This is a genomic window from Photorhabdus khanii NC19 (assembly GCF_000517265.1).
GTDB lineage: Bacteria > Pseudomonadota > Gammaproteobacteria > Enterobacterales > Enterobacteriaceae > Photorhabdus > Photorhabdus khanii.
Map to the genome: position 1 here is coordinate 334,366 of NZ_AYSJ01000002.1, position 15,940 is coordinate 350,305.

The 15,940-nt window shown below is 41.3% G+C and carries 15 protein-coding genes, 1 tRNA gene and 2 pseudogenes; 7 read left to right on the plus strand and 11 right to left on the minus strand.

Annotated features, from left to right (window positions below; all coding sequences use genetic code 11):
• Positions 1 to 37 precede the first annotated feature (37 nt).
• Positions 38 to 928: an outer membrane protein OmpK gene (locus PTE_RS01520; protein WP_241826111.1), complete on the minus strand. Its 891-nt coding sequence runs from the start codon at positions 926 to 928 to the stop codon at positions 38 to 40.
• A 651-nt stretch (positions 929 to 1,579) separates the two neighbouring features.
• Between PTE_RS01520 and PTE_RS01525 the strand changes: the two genes are divergently transcribed.
• Entirely contained in the window at positions 1,580 to 2,200 is a 621-nt protein-coding gene (locus PTE_RS01525) for a riboflavin synthase (protein WP_036842545.1), read from the plus strand.
• Between the two features lie 105 nt (positions 2,201 to 2,305).
• On the opposite strand, the gene purK is transcribed toward PTE_RS01525, so the two are convergent.
• The 4 genes from purK to ppiB form a co-directional block, all read right to left on the minus strand.
• Positions 2,306 to 3,373: a 5-(carboxyamino)imidazole ribonucleotide synthase gene (gene purK, locus PTE_RS01530; RefSeq protein ID WP_036842547.1), complete on the minus strand. Its 1,068-nt coding sequence runs from the start codon at positions 3,371 to 3,373 to the stop codon at positions 2,306 to 2,308.
• Positions 3,370 to 3,900 carry a 5-(carboxyamino)imidazole ribonucleotide mutase gene (gene purE / locus PTE_RS01535; RefSeq protein WP_036842549.1) on the minus strand — a complete coding sequence of 177 codons (531 nt, stop codon included), beginning with the start codon at positions 3,898 to 3,900 and terminating at the stop codon, positions 3,370 to 3,372. Before purE ends, purK begins: the two co-directional genes overlap by 4 nt.
• 148 nt (positions 3,901 to 4,048) lie before the next feature.
• On the minus strand, positions 4,049 to 4,771 hold the full coding sequence (lpxH, locus tag PTE_RS01540; protein ID WP_036842551.1) for a UDP-2,3-diacylglucosamine diphosphatase: 723 nt from the start codon (positions 4,769 to 4,771) through the stop codon (positions 4,049 to 4,051).
• A 10-nt stretch (positions 4,772 to 4,781) separates the two neighbouring features.
• Complete coding sequence (gene ppiB / locus PTE_RS01545) at positions 4,782 to 5,276, minus strand: peptidylprolyl isomerase B (protein ID WP_036842553.1); 495 nt, start codon at positions 5,274 to 5,276, stop codon at positions 4,782 to 4,784.
• A gap of 269 nt (positions 5,277 to 5,545) precedes the next feature.
• Between ppiB and cysS the strand changes: the two genes are divergently transcribed.
• A complete protein-coding gene (gene cysS / locus PTE_RS01550; protein ID WP_036842556.1) occupies positions 5,546 to 6,931 on the plus strand; it encodes a cysteine--tRNA ligase in 1,386 nt (461 codons plus the stop codon).
• 69 nt (positions 6,932 to 7,000) lie between these two features.
• Here cysS and ybcJ read toward each other — a convergent pair whose 3' ends face one another.
• Complete coding sequence (ybcJ, locus tag PTE_RS01555) at positions 7,001 to 7,213, minus strand: ribosome-associated protein YbcJ (RefSeq protein ID WP_036842558.1); 213 nt, start codon at positions 7,211 to 7,213, stop codon at positions 7,001 to 7,003.
• Positions 7,213 to 8,088, minus strand: coding sequence for a bifunctional methylenetetrahydrofolate dehydrogenase/methenyltetrahydrofolate cyclohydrolase FolD (gene folD / locus PTE_RS01560; protein ID WP_036842559.1), 876 nt, complete (start codon positions 8,086 to 8,088; stop codon positions 7,213 to 7,215). The genes ybcJ and folD overlap by 1 nt, the downstream gene beginning before the upstream one ends.
• A 195-nt stretch (positions 8,089 to 8,283) precedes the next feature.
• Between folD and PTE_RS01565 the strand changes: the two genes are divergently transcribed.
• A tRNA-Arg gene (locus PTE_RS01565) sits at positions 8,284 to 8,360 on the plus strand.
• A gap of 856 nt (positions 8,361 to 9,216) precedes the next feature.
• On the opposite strand, the gene PTE_RS01570 is transcribed toward PTE_RS01565, so the two are convergent.
• Positions 9,217 to 9,882, minus strand: coding sequence for a CoA transferase subunit B (locus tag PTE_RS01570; RefSeq protein ID WP_036842562.1), 666 nt, complete (start codon positions 9,880 to 9,882; stop codon positions 9,217 to 9,219).
• Positions 9,882 to 10,544 (minus strand): acetate CoA-transferase subunit alpha, encoded by a 663-nt coding sequence (gene atoD / locus PTE_RS01575; protein WP_036842565.1) that lies wholly within the window; start codon positions 10,542 to 10,544, stop codon positions 9,882 to 9,884. Before atoD ends, PTE_RS01570 begins: the two co-directional genes overlap by 1 nt.
• A gap of 570 nt (positions 10,545 to 11,114) precedes the next feature.
• On the opposite strand from atoD, the pseudogene PTE_RS01585 reads away from it, so the two are divergent.
• The 4 genes and pseudogenes from PTE_RS01585 (at position 11,115) to cspE (ending at position 14,306) form a co-directional block, all read left to right on the plus strand.
• A pseudogene (locus PTE_RS01585) lies at positions 11,115 to 12,139 on the plus strand (IS630 family transposase).
• A gap of 12 nt (positions 12,140 to 12,151) precedes the next feature.
• Positions 12,152 to 12,790 (plus strand): annotated as a pseudogene (locus PTE_RS01595) (IS630 family transposase); the annotation flags it as partial.
• Positions 12,791 to 12,905: 115 nt separating this feature from the next.
• Positions 12,906 to 13,187 carry a hypothetical protein gene (locus PTE_RS01600; protein WP_036842572.1) on the plus strand — a complete coding sequence of 94 codons (282 nt, stop codon included), beginning with the start codon at positions 12,906 to 12,908 and terminating at the stop codon, positions 13,185 to 13,187.
• Positions 13,188 to 14,090: 903 nt separating this feature from the next.
• Positions 14,091 to 14,306, plus strand: coding sequence for a transcription antiterminator/RNA stability regulator CspE (gene cspE, locus PTE_RS01605; RefSeq protein ID WP_021323801.1), 216 nt, complete (start codon positions 14,091 to 14,093; stop codon positions 14,304 to 14,306).
• A 301-nt stretch (positions 14,307 to 14,607) separates the two neighbouring features.
• Here cspE and PTE_RS01610 read toward each other — a convergent pair whose 3' ends face one another.
• Together PTE_RS01610 and PTE_RS01615 are read right to left on the minus strand one after the other, a co-directional pair.
• The gene (locus tag PTE_RS01610) at positions 14,608 to 15,000 is read right to left on the minus strand and encodes a CesT family type III secretion system chaperone (protein ID WP_036842575.1); all 393 of its coding nucleotides are present in this window, start codon (positions 14,998 to 15,000) and stop codon (positions 14,608 to 14,610) included.
• Positions 14,997 to 15,932, minus strand: coding sequence for a YopT-type cysteine protease domain-containing protein (locus tag PTE_RS01615; RefSeq protein WP_051477065.1), 936 nt, complete (start codon positions 15,930 to 15,932; stop codon positions 14,997 to 14,999). The genes PTE_RS01610 and PTE_RS01615 overlap by 4 nt, the downstream gene beginning before the upstream one ends.
• Between the last annotated feature and the right edge of the window lie 8 nt (positions 15,933 to 15,940).

Below are 15,940 nucleotides of genomic sequence, written 5' to 3' on the forward strand. Positions count from 1 at the left end.
AAAGGTCATCAAAAATTTCTGATATTTTATTTCGGTATCAGAAAAAACTATATCGAATAAAGATCCCGTAGCTAAATTGATCCGTTCGATAATAAGGGGTATCTTTTATTTTGTATTTATTTTTTATTGGATTCAGGACGATGCCAGTCCATAAGTGGCCTGGTTGATTGCCTAGGAATTTTCCTAAATCATAGTGCAACTCGGGTTTGAAATCGATAGTTTTGGGTTGTCCATGTAAGCCTAATGTATAATCGAAAGTCCCGACAACCCGAAAATCACCTAAACGATTATTGAAGGGAATTCCATAATCAATATGAATTCGCTGATCGTTCCAGTTCCCTTTGGCGTTATTCTCAAAATAAAAAATTGTACGTAACCAGCTAATCCAGTCTGCTTGCCAGTCAATGCTGATACCTGGGAAGTAGTCGTAATCTATACCTTTGGTTTTAGCAACCCATTGAGCGAACAGAATATCTTTTAACGGCCCAAAAGAAATGTCATTACCAGTCACTTTACTAAAGCTCACTCTTGGTACAAGTTTATAATAGTAGGTGCTTTTATCACCGGTATAATCGCTTTGCAGTGAATTTTGCCAAATACTATAGACGTACATATCTCCGACACTGTAGTCACCGAAAGCCTCTAAAATGGGTGAGATCGTTTTTCTGGGATCGACCCGGTTTTCAAATTGCATATAAAGGCTGGTATCAACAGATTGAAAATTAACAAAATCACTTGCCTGAGCTTGATTGATTACCGGTAGCAGTAACAATATTGCAGATAATTCTCTCTGTTTTAATCTGGTGCTGATCCAATACCAAGCCATTGCCAGATAAGAAGCGGCACAAGAAAATGGAGAAGAGAGCCCTAAAGTGAAAAAAAACTGTGGGCAGCTTTTAGGATCGTGGGCTTTCCCGGCAAATAACACGAGGGTTCCCCTTTTTATACGTTATCGGACTAATAATGGCGATAGCATTGATCTAATGAGACGGTTTTGTCAAAGGGAGATTTGATTTTAAGTGTAGAAAGATAAGATTATTCTAACTTTAGTTATTTTTTAGTATCGCTAATATATTGATTATTTAATTAGCGATGGTTTTTTTATTTAACTTTTTGTTCCAGAACGGAAAGAATATTGTTAATTTATTGTTGTATGAAAATATTTATGCAATTGTGACTTAGATCACTGAATTTTATGATTTTATTTATAATGAGAAATAGTTATAGAAATGACAACAATGAATTATTATTTTCTCTATCATAGTGGAATTAAGGTTAATAGTGAATTACAATTTAAATATTGTAAATTGCTATGTAAAATATTTTATAAGATATGATCTTTTATTATTTGTAAAGTATATAAATATAGTTTTTTGAATTATCATTTTTATTGATTTTAATTATAAATCTTATTTGATATTTAATTGTTTATTTGACAGTAAAATCTCATAAATTTAACACAATAATTTGATAAAATAAGTCGTAAAAATACCATTAATAACTCTTTACCAGGAATATATTTCAAGATAATATAAAAGTTATTGTTTAATGTTTTTTTACTTAATATAATGGGGTAATTATGTATACTGGAATTGTACAAGGAAAAGAGACAGTATTATCTCTTGATAAGAGAAATGGATTTAGCACATTGACTATAAGTAATATTAACCATTTCTTTGATGATGTTGCTGTGGGGGCGAGTGTTGCTATTAATGGCACATGCTTGACTGTGACACAATTTAAAAATGATATTGTTTCTTTTGATATTTCTGATTTTACTGCTGACGTGACCACATTAAAATTTTTAGATGTGGGAGATAAAGTTAATATTGAAAGATCACATCAAATGCATAAAGAAAATGGTGGGCATAGTCTATATGGACATATTGAGGGCGTAGCAAAAGTCGTTGATTTTATCGAAACTGGAGAAACCTATCGATTAATTATTAGTATTCCTGAAGATAATATCAAATATTTTTTCCATAAAGGTTTTATTGGTCTTCATGGTTGTAGTTTAACAATAAATGGCATAAATGAAGAAAATAAAACTATAGAATTGAATTTAATTCCGGAAACATTAAGAGCCACTAATCTTAGTGATATTAAAATTGGCGATTTACTGAATTATGAAATAGATCAAACAACGAGAACTATTGTAGATACTGTATCCAGGGCTATTAATGCTAATAAATTAACATAATAATTAAAGGAATATAAAATAATTATAAAAAAGTGGAAGTGTGGAGCGGTAAATTATTTTACTTCCGCTTCCACATTTAACTCCGGGCTATTAGCTGATAAACAGCTAATTTAATTTTTCCTGCACCCATTCCAGACCACTCTGATATTCAGGTGGCAGCATTGGGATTAGTTTTTGCAACGTATTTTTTAATTTGTTTTTATCTGAATGAGAAAGATTAAGGTGACCGACCTTACGTGCCGGACGAACTTCTTTCTCATACCAATGCAAGTGTACTAATGGCAAACTGAGCCATTGATTATTTACCTCTGTGCCAATCAAATTGACCATGACTGATGGCGCAGTAACTTCTGGTTGAGGCATGGGTAAATCCAGAATAGCGCGGAGATGTAATTCGAACTGGCTGATGGAAGCACCGTTCTGAGTCCAGTGACCACTATTGTGAACCCGTGGCGCCAGTTCATTAATCAGTAAATGATCATCGACGATAAAACACTCCATTGCCATTACGCCGACATATTTCAGCTCATGCATAATGGCTGACAACATGTTCTGGGCCTGCTGTTGTAAATGGCAGTTTTCCTGAGGAAAGGCAATACTGGCCCGCAGAATGCCATCTTGATGCAGATTGTGAGTCAATGGATAGAACACACAATCACCACTTTCATTGCGTGCACCTACCAATGACACTTCACCAGAGAAAGGAATCGCTTGTTCGGCAATACATTCACCATAAATATCGGTCGGTAACGCTGTTTCATCTCCGGGGTGGATGCGCCATTGTCCACGGCCATCGTAACCGCCGATACGGCGTTTAACGATGACGAAATGGCCGAGTTCTGCAAATAGTTGTGGCCATTGGCGGATATCAGACAGTAAGTGCCACGGAGCAGTTGCAAGCCCAAGGCTATCTATTAATTGCTTTTGTGGCAGACGATCTGCCAGGCGGGGGAAAATATCCCGATTAGCAAAAGCCTTATGGCGGGCGAGTTCTTGGGTGAGGGCGGTTTCCGGCCAGCGCTCAATTTCGGCGGTGATAACACTATTTTGGTAAGGAACAGCTTCGGGTTCTGCATCCAAGCCAACCGGATAAACCGTGATACCTAAAGGCTCACCCGCCTGACGTAACATCCGGCCGAGCTGACCGTTACCTAATACACAAACTGGCTTCATGCTTCCTCCCGTGGATCGGGATTATCGAGTACATCCTGAGTTTGTGTTTCACGCCAATAGGTAAGACGCTTCAGCAAATCTTTATCATGACGAGCCAGAATCTGCGTTGCTAGCAAGGCTGCGTTTGCTGCACCTGCTTTCCCAATCGCCAGAGTGCCGACGGGAATACCTTTTGGCATCTGTACGATTGAATAAAGGCTGTCTACACCATTAAGTGCCGCACTTTGTACGGGTACGCCCAGAACCGGTACCAGCGTTTTAGCTGCCAGCATTCCGGGTAAATGGGCAGCACCACCTGCGCCAGCGATAATGACATCAAAACCATTTTGTTCAGCTTGTTCGGCAAACCTGAATAGTTTATCTGGTGTACGGTGGGCAGAAACAATTTCAACATGAAAGGGGATATCAAGGGCAGTGAGAATATCCGCCGCGTGCTGCATAGTCGCCCAGTCGCTTTTGGACCCCATGACGATGGCAATTTTGGCGTTGTGTTGAGTTGTTCCTGCTGAATCAGGCCGGGCAATCATAAATCAAATGCTCCTGTGTTTTAACGTCCACCAGAACGAAAATAGCGCTTTAAGGCCGCGGATCATATCATGGTCGCAAGCTAAGGAAAACGATTGCGTTGCTTTATACTTTGATTGTATTACCTGGATGTGAGTGCTCCCCCATCAATCAGAATGGGAAAAAGATAAGATCGATTGATTTGTCTGTGACTTTGAACATTGAGCCTTGATGGTGCCATGCACCAAGCACACCACGGTAGATGATTTTGTTATGCAGAAGAGTTTTATGTACAGCAGGGCGGTGAGTATGTCCATGAATCACCCAGTCAGCTTGATATTGCTCAAAAACATCAATAACGGCTTGTTGGTTGACATCCATAATTGCTGCGGATTTTCTGCTGTTGACAGATTGGCTGTTTGCCCGCATTTTTTTGGCGATTTTTTGACGGATAAACAGAGGTAATAATAAAAATAGGCGCTGGATCCACGGGGTATGAACCCGTTTACGATATTGTTGATAACCTTCGTCATCAGTACACAAAGTATCTCCGTGCAGGATAAGCACTCGCTTACCATACAATTCCACAATTTTTTCCTGTGGTAACAGTATCATTCCGCTTTCTTCAGCAAAGCGGGAACCGATCAGAAAATCACGGTTACCATGAATAAAATAACAGGTAACACCTTGTTTTTTAAGTATTTTTAATGCAGCAGCAATTTCATGGTGGAGAGGGTTGTGATCATCATCGCCAATCCAGTAATCGAACAGATCACCGAGAATATAGAGACTATCCGCCTGAATAGCATCCTCATGCAGAAAGCGCAGAAAACCGGCAGTGATTGCCGGTTCGTGTTCGCTGAGATGTAAATCTGCGATAAAAAGTGTGCACATACTTAGTGAATTACTCGCTGACAGTCACTTTTTCGATGATAACGTCTTCGCGTGGTACGTCTTGGTGCATACCGCTGCGGCCGGTAGATACGCCTTTGATTTTATCAACAACATCCATACCTTCGACCACTTCTGCAAATACGCAGTAACCCCAGCCATCAGGACGCTCAGAACGGAAGTTCAGGAAATCATTATCAACAACATTGACGAAGAACTGTGCAGTCGCGGAGTGTGGATCATTGGTACGTGCCATAGCCAGAGTGCCACGATTGTTTTTCAGACCATTATTGGCTTCGTTTTTGATAGCCGCGTCAGTCGATTTTTGTTTCATACCAGGTTCAAACCCACCACCTTGAATCATGAAACCGTTAATAACACGGTGGAAGATAGTGTTATCGTAGAAGTTATTGCGGCAGTAGTTCAAGAAATTTTCAACAGTTACAGGAGCTTTGTCAGCGAAAGTATTAATTACGATATCGCCAAAATTGGTATGGAAAGTCACCATAATTGAAATCCTAATAATAGTTTTGATTAACCCGGTTTAGGGCATTTGGACCAGGCGGCTTTTATATCACATCTACCATAATGAGTCAGTACCTATTAATTTCAGTAAGCTATCTTGCTCGTCAACCTTGCAAAGCGCTTAATATCAGGTTTCAATATCTTATTGGACTATGCCATATCGAGAACTTATTTATGAGATAAGGACATAAATCCAGAATTATCAATTCGTTATTTTTAATCACGCGTACAGTGAATTTACGGAAAATCCCGATGCTAAAAATTTTCAATACCCTCAGTCGCCAGAAAGAAGAATTTAAGCCAATCCATCCAGGAAAAGTAGGGATGTACGTGTGTGGTATCACGATTTATGACCTGTGCCATATTGGCCACGGTAGAACATTTGTTTCCTTTGATGTGGTTGCCCGTTACCTGCGCTATCTGGGATACGATTTGACCTATGTGCGCAACGTGACCGATGTTGATGATAAAATCATCAAGCGTGCGGCGGAAAACTGTGAAAGTTGCGATGATCTGACCAGCCGTATGCTGGCAGAAATGCATAAAGATTTTGATGTGCTGAATATTTTACGTCCTGACTTGGAGCCACGTGCGACCTGTCATATTCCAGAGATTATTGAACTGACAGAATCGTTGATAAAACGTGATCATGCTTATGTGGCGGATAATGGTGATGTCATGTTTTCCGTCGAGAGTGATCCGGATTACGGATCACTTTCCCGTCAGGATCTCAGCCAGTTACAGGCAGGTGCACGAGTAGAAGTAGCTGATGTCAAGCGTAACCCAATGGATTTCGTATTGTGGAAAATGTCTAAGCCGGGTGAACCAAGCTGGGAATCGCCGTGGGGAGCTGGTCGTCCTGGTTGGCATATTGAATGTTCTGCCATGAACAACAAACAGTTAGGCAACCATTTTGATATTCATGGTGGCGGTGCTGATCTCATGTTTCCGCATCATGAAAATGAAATTGCTCAGTCTACCTGTGCCCATGATGGCCCGTATGTGAATTATTGGATGCATTCTGGCATGGTGATGGTGGATAAAGAGAAGATGTCCAAATCGCTGAACAACTTCTTTACTATCCGTGACATACTGGAATATTACGATGCGGAGACGGTACGTTACTTCCTGCTGTCAGGCCATTATCGTAGTCAGCTTAACTACACTGAAGAAAACCTGAAACAGGCGCGTACTGCGCTTGAGCGTCTATATACTTCTTTGCGTGGCACGGATGCTTCTGTACAACCGGCAGGGGGTGAAGTGTTTGAGGCGCGTTTCAAGGAAGCGATGGATGATGATTTCAATACGCCAGAGGCTTATTCAGTACTGTTTGATATAGCACGTGAAATCAACCGGTTGAAATCAGAAAATATGGTTGCGGCGAATGGCCTGGCGGCTGAGTTACGTAAACTGGCAGGCATTTTAGGCTTGTTGGAACAAGAGCCGGAACAATTTCTGCATAGTGGCGTTCAGGCTGATGATGAAGAAATTACCAAAATTGAAGCTCTGATTAAGCAGCGTAATGATGCCCGTCAAAACAAAGATTGGGCGCTGGCAGATTCTGCCCGTAATCAGTTGAATGAAATGGGAATTGAGCTGGAAGACGGCCCACAGGGAACGAGTTGGCGTCGTAAGTAAGTTAAATATATTTTGAGTCACTGAACTGACTTTCATGATTAAGGCTCCCTTTTTGGGAGCCTATTTTAGTTATTCTTTGATGCAAACAGAGTCACCGTTGAAGGTAACAACCTGCCCAGCAATAATTTTGCAGCGTTTGCGCGTTTCTGTTTGACCATTAACTTCAATCAGACCTTCAGCAATAACTGCTTTGGCGGTAGCACCGCTTTCACTCCATCCTTGAAACTTCAGCAGAGCACATAGCTCCACATGAGGATGGCCTTCTAAATGAAAAATTTCCATTAACAACCTTCAGTTTTTTCCACGTTGTGGTATTCCTCGCAGGCTTGCAAGGTATTCTGGATAAGCGTGGCTACTGTCATTGGACCAACACCCCCTGGAACAGGCGAAATCCAGCTTGCCCGCTCTGATGCAGTTTCAAAATCAACATCTCCAATGACCTTTCCGTCTTCCAGACGGTTAATACCTACATCAATAACGATAGCACCTGGTTTAATCCATTCGCCGGGGATAAAGTTCGGTTTACCGACAGCCACAATGAGCAGATCCGCATGTTCCACATGGTGACGTAAATCTTTGGTAAAGCGGTGAGTAACTGTGGTGGTACAGCCAGCCAGTAGCAGTTCCAGACTCATTGGACGACCAACAATATTTGAAGCACTGATAATGACGGCATTCAGACCATAAGTATTGATTTCGCAGCGTTCAAGCAACGTTGCGATCCCGCGAGGAGTACAGGGGCGCAGCTTGGGAGCACGTTGACACAGACGACCAATATTATAGGGGTGGAAGCCATCAACATCCTTATCGGGTTGGATATGCTCCAGAACTTTGACGTTATCGATACCGGCAGGTAAAGGGAGCTGCACCAGAATTCCATCAATTTCTGAATCGTTATTAAGCTGATCGATAAGGTTCAGTAACTCTGCTTCACTGGTAGTATCTGGCAGATCATAAGAACGGGAGATAAACCCGACTTCTTCACAGGCACGGCGTTTGCTTGCGACATAAATCTGAGAAGCGGGGTTTTCCCCTACTAAAACAACGGCAAGACCGGGAGCACGTTTTCCCGCTGCGACACGTTGTTGAACACGTTCTGCGACTTCTCTTCTGATTGTCTGCGCAATCGTTTTCCCGTCAATAATTTTTGCTGGCATGTACTAATAAATCCATAAATCAAACATTGGGATACGCCTATTTTGTCAGAACATGAGCGTGCTGTCAGTTTTATTGATAATCAGAAAATAGCCAGATGGAGATTTATAAGCAGAAAAGCCATTGACTCAAGGGCTTGTCCCCGTATAATCTCACCCCGCATCAGAGCATTACTGATGCAGCTCATCTCCCAAGATGCGCCCTTAGCTCAGCTGGATAGAGCAACGGCCTTCTAAGCCGTAGGTCACAGGTTCGAATCCTGTAGGGCGTACCAGAAAAATCAAAGAGTTACGTTGATAAAAACAAACCCCGTAAACAGCAGCGGGTCAAGTTAGTTATTCTGTGTTTTATCTTTTCTAACCCACTCCTCATGCACTGTTTCCGTCCATCCTAAGAAAATTCCGCTTGGAATTCTTTCTGGTTTAGGAAATTCATTCCGCTTTGCATACATCTGTCAGAGTGTAGGTTTGCTTTTTTTCAGTTCCGCATAACCGATATTACCTTGTTGCCATTCATTTACCCCTTTTGCATCCAATAATTAGTGCAGATTTATTCATATCCGTCAGAGAGTGGTCATTGTTATTAACACTCGATTTCATGGTTTATTCTCCTTCCGTTGGTGGTGGTACTTCCATCCAGTGGGTTACATTAGTGCAGTTTTATTCGAAATCCTAAACCAGTCACAGGTAATAAATCCCTGAGCATCAGTTATTAGGAGGATATTGCTCCCAATCCTTTCACTTGGTCGTTCATCCTCAACCGATATCCACTCTGGGGTAACTCTATCACCCACTGAAATAATTACCGGCCTGCTGCCGAGAATATTGGTATTGAAGGAAACGGTTGGTTCTTTACTATACTATCCGCATACTTAACAACAAATGTCATTTTTCCCACTTGTGAACACCTTCTATTTTTTCCTTTGGCGGGAAAGATGTTTGCTATAGCAACTGACCACCTTCTGAAAAATTGCACTCTATTAGTCGAATATGCCAGTTTTATTATTTAAGCTAAATGAGTTAGCGTGTATTGGGTTAACAACATTACCATCCTGAAGGTAAGTGTGGTCAGCGGTGTAGTAAGGTCTAGTAGATCAAGAAAACCAGTCAGTATGTTGTTAATATGACCAATCATCCTCTATTTTTCTGCATTGGAACGGACATGACTTTGAGATCGTGTGCGACGCTGAATTCTGCTTCGGTTTTTTCCTGTAGAGTTTCTAGTGTGATACCTGGTGTATGTTCTTTCAGGATTAACTGCCCTTGTTCAAAGTAGAAGACGGCCAGTTCAGTGACGATCATCTTGACTTTGTTGACGGCGGTTAGCGGTAGGGTACATTGCTTGAGGATCTTTGCGGATCCGTCTTTGGTACAGTGTTCCATTGCAATAATTACTTTGCGGGCACCTGTGACGAGATCCATAGCGCCCCCCATACCGAGCACCATTTTTCCCGGTATCATCCAACTGGCTAAGTTGGCATGTTGGTCAACTTGCAGAGCACCTAGCACACAAGCATCTATGTGACCACCACGTATTAAGGCAAAAGAGAATGCACTGTCAAACATGGCGGCACCGGGCAGGATGCCACAGGGTTTTCCACCGGCATTGACCAGATTCGGATGGGGTTCTGTAACGGGGCCAAGACCCAGAAAGCCATTTTCTGACTGGAGGGTAATATGAATGTTATCGGGCAGATAGTTCGCGACTAGCGTGGGAATACCGATGCCGAGGTTAACAACATCGCCGTCTTGTAGCTCAAGTGCAATACGGTGGGCAATAAGTTGTTTGGCGTTCATTATGAATTTCCTCTCGGATAAACGATATAGTCGATCAGTGCGCCAGGTGTCATAACGCAGTCCGGTGCAATCTCACCCACTTCAACCAATGCATCCGGCTCGGCAATCGTGATATCCGCAGCCAGAGCGATCACTGGGTTAAAATTACGCGCGCTTAACTGATAAGTCAGGTTGCCCTGATGGTCGGAAAGATGAGCCTGAATCAACGCTAGATCAGCACGCAGTGGGAGTTCCAGCAGGTAGTCTGTTTCGTTGAGGGTTATTTTTTGTTTTCCAGCCTCTACAAAAGTACCTACACCGATAGGAGTCAGGAATCCGCCCAAACCGGCTCCGCCGCAACGGATGCGTTCAATCAACGTGCCTAGAGGAACCAGTTCCACCTCTATTTCTCCTGCAATCATTTGACGTCCAGTTTCTGGATTAGTACCAATATGTGAGGTGATAACTTTTTTCACTCTATGATTAACAATAAGAGGGCCGATACCGAAGTCGACACGGCTAGTATCGTTAGCAATCAGAGTCAGATCTTTTACACCGGAATTTAGTAATGCGGTGATTAAACCAGGAGGCGTACCTACGCCCATAAAACCGCCTACCATGATGGTCATTCCATCATAAAAATGTGTAGCGGTTTGCTGTATGCCAATGAGCTTATTTTTCATTAGCCAGCCTCCAGGAAATCCTGTTTTTCAGGGAAGGGAGGTGGCGATTCTCCAGCTAAAACAATTAATTTTTTCATTTTTATATTTTCCTATTAGGGTATCCCTTTCTTCGATCTTCATCAAATAGGCAATGATAAGTATAGCTAAAGAGATCATCAGTACAGCTGGCATGATCATCTTTATGTACAGAGTATGTGGTGAGAGCTTGTTAATGTATTGTGCAAAATCGGTGAAGACTGAGGGCATAGAAACCAGAATATTCGGGATATAACAGGTACTATGTAACAGAAATACCGTTATTCGGAGTATAAATTGTTGCAGAGTTGGGGCAAAGGGTAAAATGGCTTAATGTGAAGAATTTCTAATGATTTTGGTTCGCTTTAGTCTTATGGGTGTATGGAGCAGGACTGATTTATTAATGCCGAGAGGTACGGCATCGTATTTAACGTCGTACCTTATAATCTATTTACTAAGATAATTGCAGATTAAGATTCCTGAGAGAGATAGTTATATACCCGTGATCATTGAAGATGCTTGATTTTATACGAAATGGAGATCATTATTCTCGCCATGAAAATATTTATCACATCAGAACAAAAAATCAAACTTGAACGTCTTCACGACACAACTCGTGATGGCCAAGTACGTGATAGAATAAAAGCCATCCTTCTTGCTTCTGAAGGGTGGCGTTCTGTGATGATAGCCCAGGCATTGCGACTCCATCAGACCACCGTTGATCGCCATATCAGTGATTACCTTAATCAAGGTAAACTTAAATCTGATAATGGGGGATCTGATAGTTTACTTTCTCGACAGCAAACTGATTTTTTAATCAACCACTTATCTCAACATCTTTTCCATCACACACATGAAATAGTGGCCTATGTTGCTCAGCTCTGGAATATTACTTTTAGCATTCCAGGCATGAATAAATGGCTACGCCGTCAGGGGTTTTCTTATAAAAAACCGTGTGGTGTCCCTCATAAATTCGATGCAGAAAAACAGATACAATTTATTGAATATTATGAAAATCTTAAAGTCACAGCAAAAGACGAACCCATCCTTTTTCTTGACGCGGTTCACCCGACTCAAGGCACTAAACTCGGTTATGGTTGGATACAAAAAGGCGAGAAAAAACAGTCAAAACAACCGGAAGCCGAACTCGCCTGAATATATTGGGTGCACTCAACCTGAATGCCATTGGTCGTACGGTGTTCCAGGAATATCAAACCATCAATGATCACAACATTTGCCGTTTTTTCAATGAAATAAGAAAGTCTTATCCTAACTATCATCAAAAAATTCATCTTATTGTGGATGGGGCGGGTTACAACAAAACTCATCTTGTGAAGGATTGGGCTTATGTTAGCAATATTGAGTGACATTACCTTCCGCCATACAGCCCAAATTTAAACCCGATAGAGCGATTATGGAAGGTCATGAATGAACCTGTTCGAAATAACCGTTATTTCGCTAATAAACATGAATTTCGAGACAAAGTATTCAAATTTTTCACCACAACGCTACCTGATATAGCGGACTCGCTGATATCTAGAATTAACGACCATTTTCAGGTGCTAAAAGCTGCATCTTGAAGTTTCTTGGGTATATATCGTTATATCGTTCAGGCGGGTATTGTCTGGCGTAGAGCGGCACCCACAGTGAAACAACTTGATCCTGAATATAGTGAGAAAATGGCAAAAATCACGGAAGCCAAAGCGAATATTTCAGAAAAACATCCCGTCTTTTATGAAGATGAGGCCGACATTGATTTAAACCCGAAAATCGGCGCAGATTGGTGTTTCAAAGGCCAGCAAAAACGGGTAATCACACCGGGAAAAAATGAAAAGCATGACCTTACAGGTTGCCTCAATGCGCAAACAAAAGAGGTCACTTATGTTAAAGGAGAAAAAAAGAATTCTGATTTGTTTATCAGGCTGTTAGAAAGACTGAAATACACTTATCGTCAAGCGAAAAAACTGACGTTAATCTTGGATAATTATGTGATCCACAAAAGTTGTAAAGTGCAAAATTGGTTGAAAAAGAACCCTAAATTTCATCTTCTGTTTTTACCTGTCTATTCACCCTGGCTTAATAAAATAGAACGACTTTGGCAGTCTTTACACGAGACTGTCACACGAAATCATACTTGCCAATATATGTGGCAATTACTGGGAAAAGTAAATCGATTTATGGCCGCCGCTTCACCCTTTCCGGGCAGTCGAGCAGGAACAGTAAAAGTGTAGCGGTATTATGGAAAGTTATCTAGTGGTTATATTAGGCTGTTGAATTTAAAAATAAATTTCATTCGAAATATTATCACGATTTTTATTTAAATTATTAATAATATAGGTGAATAAAATGTTAGAGAGAATTATTGATACATTTGAGATTACATTTATTAAAATGGTTAAGAATAATTTATTAAATGATTTAAGCGTAAGTGTTGGAAACATACCTCAACTACCAGAAATTGTACCAGAGAATTCTGCACGGGCTACAGGTACACTAATTCGGCTGGCAGGTCCTGGTACGGATCCTAAAAATATACTTAAATTTGTCATTGTGACAGATCTCCCAAAGAATAATCAGAAGATTTGGGTGTTTCAAGATTCAAGAAGTTTTCTAAACGTCATTAAGTAGTATAATTGGTCATAACTTTGATTACTACGCAGCAAAAACTTTGAGTAATGGTGGAGGAGCGAAGCATTTTATGTTTAGTCTTGTAAACGATGAAAGTTTTATTATTCTGCGAATGTACTAACATAGGACAGACCAATTTTTAAATTGGACTTTTTACAAATTAATTATGTTCTTAGAGTAGTGGAATCTGATCGTAAATTCAGATAATTTGCTACGAAATCATAAGCAAAGCAACATGTGATTGCTTGGCTGGTTCGACAGTTTTTAATTCTTGGCTCAAGGCTACACTTTGATGTGGCCTTTTTCGTATCTCAATACCATAGCTAAGTTTTTACGGGATTTGCAAGATAAAGCCATGTTTCTGCGGATATTCAATTGAATTTCTGAGGTGAGTCCTGATGCAAAATAGTAGAATACATTGGCATTATAGTGAATTCAGTCAATGTTATTGAGCGTAATGGGTGCGTTAATGCTGCTATATGGTGTTAGATGGTTGTAAAAGCATGTGGGCAGTGTGTGTTTTAATTTCAGTAACTTGTGAAGTAGGTCACCCAATCTCAGGCATTCCAAATATGGTTTTAGATAAGAAATTTTTATAAATTAGTCAGTTATCGTGTTGGTGGTGCTATCAGTACGCATAAATCAGCAATTTGGGAAAAGGGAAACATCAAAAAAATAAATGAAATTAAAATTTGCTAAATTTCAGTATATGTGATTTAATAGCCTCAATGGTTTGGAAGTACAGACCTACTTTATGAAAAGCAAGTTAAAGCAGTTCACCATTTAGCGCTATCCACGATACCACTTCATTGCGAATTCCTTCTAATTAGTACCCATAAGTAAAACTGAAAAACAGACCTAATATGCCTTATGGCGACTTAAATAAAATTAAAGGAAAATTCTATGTCTAATGCAATGACTGGTTCAGTAAAATGGTTTAATAACGATAAAGGTTTTGGCTTTATTTCTCCGAAAGATGGCAGCAAAGACGTTTTTGTTCATTATTCTGCAATTCAGAGCAATAATTTCAAAACGCTGGAAGAAGGACAAGAAGTTTCATTCTCTATTGAGAATGGTGCTAAAGGTCCATCAGCGGTAAATGTTATCGTATTATCTTGATTTGACTTAACTGCTTAAATCCATTAGCGGCTTTACGATAGCGATGAAGGTGAGAACCTGAGCAGTTAAAGTTGTTAATAGTAAAAACCCGCTTAATTGCGGGTTTTTCGCATGTGTACCCGCCAAAATGTTACATGCTATTCCCAGACTATTATAGAAAAAATCCGGCACAAGAAATGTATACCGGATTATCCTATGGGCATAGGATCGTTCAATATCTCTCTCAAACGATCAGTACGACTTTTTTGGGCACCAAATCTTGAGGCCTCCATTGAGCTTATAGCTCGATAGTCGTCCCTTTTCAGACCCGCATCAGGGAAGGAGGGGGCAGATCTTTCGGCTGGTGGGTGTCAGGTGTAAGGCGTTGTTCAATGTCGTCAATGAAACGCTCTAACCAAGCCTGTAGTTCAACCATATCCACCTCGGGCAAAGGGCGTTGTGACCACAGGATTGCTTGTCCATCCAGATCACCCTGGACATGGGCAGGCCAATGTTGTCCAAAAAGGTTGTTAGAGCGGCTAACTTCGGAGCCTAGTTCGCAGAACAACTGTAGCCAGTCATCGTGATAAAGGCCTATCAGTACCTGAAAACGTCCGTTGACCTCCAAAGTGTAGATGTCATCGTCGGTAGGGGACGCTGGGAGGCCAAGTTTGGAGAACAGGGTTTCTATTAGTTGGTGGTAGTCATGTGTCATTGTGTTTTAGGCTCGTAGTTAAGAACTTGGAAATGTTGTCCCAGACCGATTTCCTTGTTATACATGGACTTGGACCAGAAATCCTGAGTAAACCAGTTGGAGAATGAGGTTTTATCAGGGAAGTTGAACTCGCCGAAGTTAGGATCGAAGAAGGTGATCCCTTTTTGGTCATCTACATAGGCTGCTACTGTGTGTCCAGCCATCTTTCCGTCAAAACTGATCTTCTTATAGCCCGATCCTTTGTCACCTGTATCCAGGATGGCGTTTAGTAGATCTTTTGTGCCTTTGTTGCCAGTTTCGCCGCTTACTTCAAGTGGACTTCGTGGTTGGATGCCATTCTCACTGAGCCAGGATTCGGTTATTTTGGCTTGATCGGCATACGGATCTAGGCCATCCATCTGCAATTGTTTGATGGAAACCAGAGAATCGATATGGAACTGACCTTTCTGACCTCCAGCATAGAGTTGATCAAAGACGCTCTCACCTTTGGCATGGGCGCTTATCCAGTGGGCGGATATGGATTCACAGACGCCGCCGGCGGTGTCTTTGTGTTTCATGATTTGGTCCAGAAAGGCACCTTTGGTCTGGGCAAATTTGAAGGTGACTTCGCCGCCATGCTTACCCGCAGAATCCCGGACGCTCCCCAGCTTAGTGCTGACTGCAAAGTGAATGATTCTGTCCATTATCATGCTGAAGGTGAAGCGGCTCTCCTGGTTTTTCTTGCCATCAGTCGTTAGTTGGCGATCGAGCATGGAGTGGCCTGGCAGATTGCGTTGAATCGTAGCTGAGAGGCGTTCCAGCAATCCAGGTCTGGGGGAAGAGACTTTCAGGGATCGACCAGAGAGTTCGCCCTGTGGCTGATTAACGGCTGTGGTGTTGAGTTGTTGGGTAGGAAATATTCTTTGGTGATTAATAACTGAGATGGGAGACAATGGCCACT

Excerpts from the sequence above, each read along its gene's own strand:
- atoD (WP_036842565.1), bottom strand. The coding sequence starts at position 10,544 with ATGAAAAATAAGCTCATTGGCATACAGCAAACCGCTACACATTTTTAT.
- purE (WP_036842549.1), bottom strand. The coding sequence starts at position 3,900 with ATGATTGCCCGGCCTGATTCAGCAGGAACAACTCAACACAACGCCAAA.
- cspE (WP_021323801.1), top strand. The coding sequence starts at position 14,091 with ATGTCTAATGCAATGACTGGTTCAGTAAAATGGTTTAATAACGATAAA.
- ppiB (WP_036842553.1), bottom strand. The coding sequence starts at position 5,276 with ATGGTGACTTTCCATACCAATTTTGGCGATATCGTAATTAATACTTTC.
- PTE_RS01570 (WP_036842562.1), bottom strand. The coding sequence starts at position 9,882 with ATGAACGCCAAACAACTTATTGCCCACCGTATTGCACTTGAGCTACAA.
- purK (WP_036842547.1), bottom strand. The coding sequence starts at position 3,373 with ATGAAGCCAGTTTGTGTATTAGGTAACGGTCAGCTCGGCCGGATGTTA.
- lpxH (WP_036842551.1), bottom strand. The coding sequence starts at position 4,771 with ATGTGCACACTTTTTATCGCAGATTTACATCTCAGCGAACACGAACCG.
- PTE_RS01600 (WP_036842572.1), top strand. The coding sequence starts at position 12,906 with ATGTTAGAGAGAATTATTGATACATTTGAGATTACATTTATTAAAATG.
- cysS (WP_036842556.1), top strand. The coding sequence starts at position 5,546 with ATGCTAAAAATTTTCAATACCCTCAGTCGCCAGAAAGAAGAATTTAAG.
- ybcJ (WP_036842558.1), bottom strand. The coding sequence starts at position 7,213 with ATGGAAATTTTTCATTTAGAAGGCCATCCTCATGTGGAGCTATGTGCT.
- PTE_RS01525 (WP_036842545.1), top strand. The coding sequence starts at position 1,580 with ATGTATACTGGAATTGTACAAGGAAAAGAGACAGTATTATCTCTTGAT.
- PTE_RS01610 (WP_036842575.1), bottom strand. The coding sequence starts at position 15,000 with ATGACACATGACTACCACCAACTAATAGAAACCCTGTTCTCCAAACTT.
- folD (WP_036842559.1), bottom strand. The coding sequence starts at position 8,088 with ATGCCAGCAAAAATTATTGACGGGAAAACGATTGCGCAGACAATCAGA.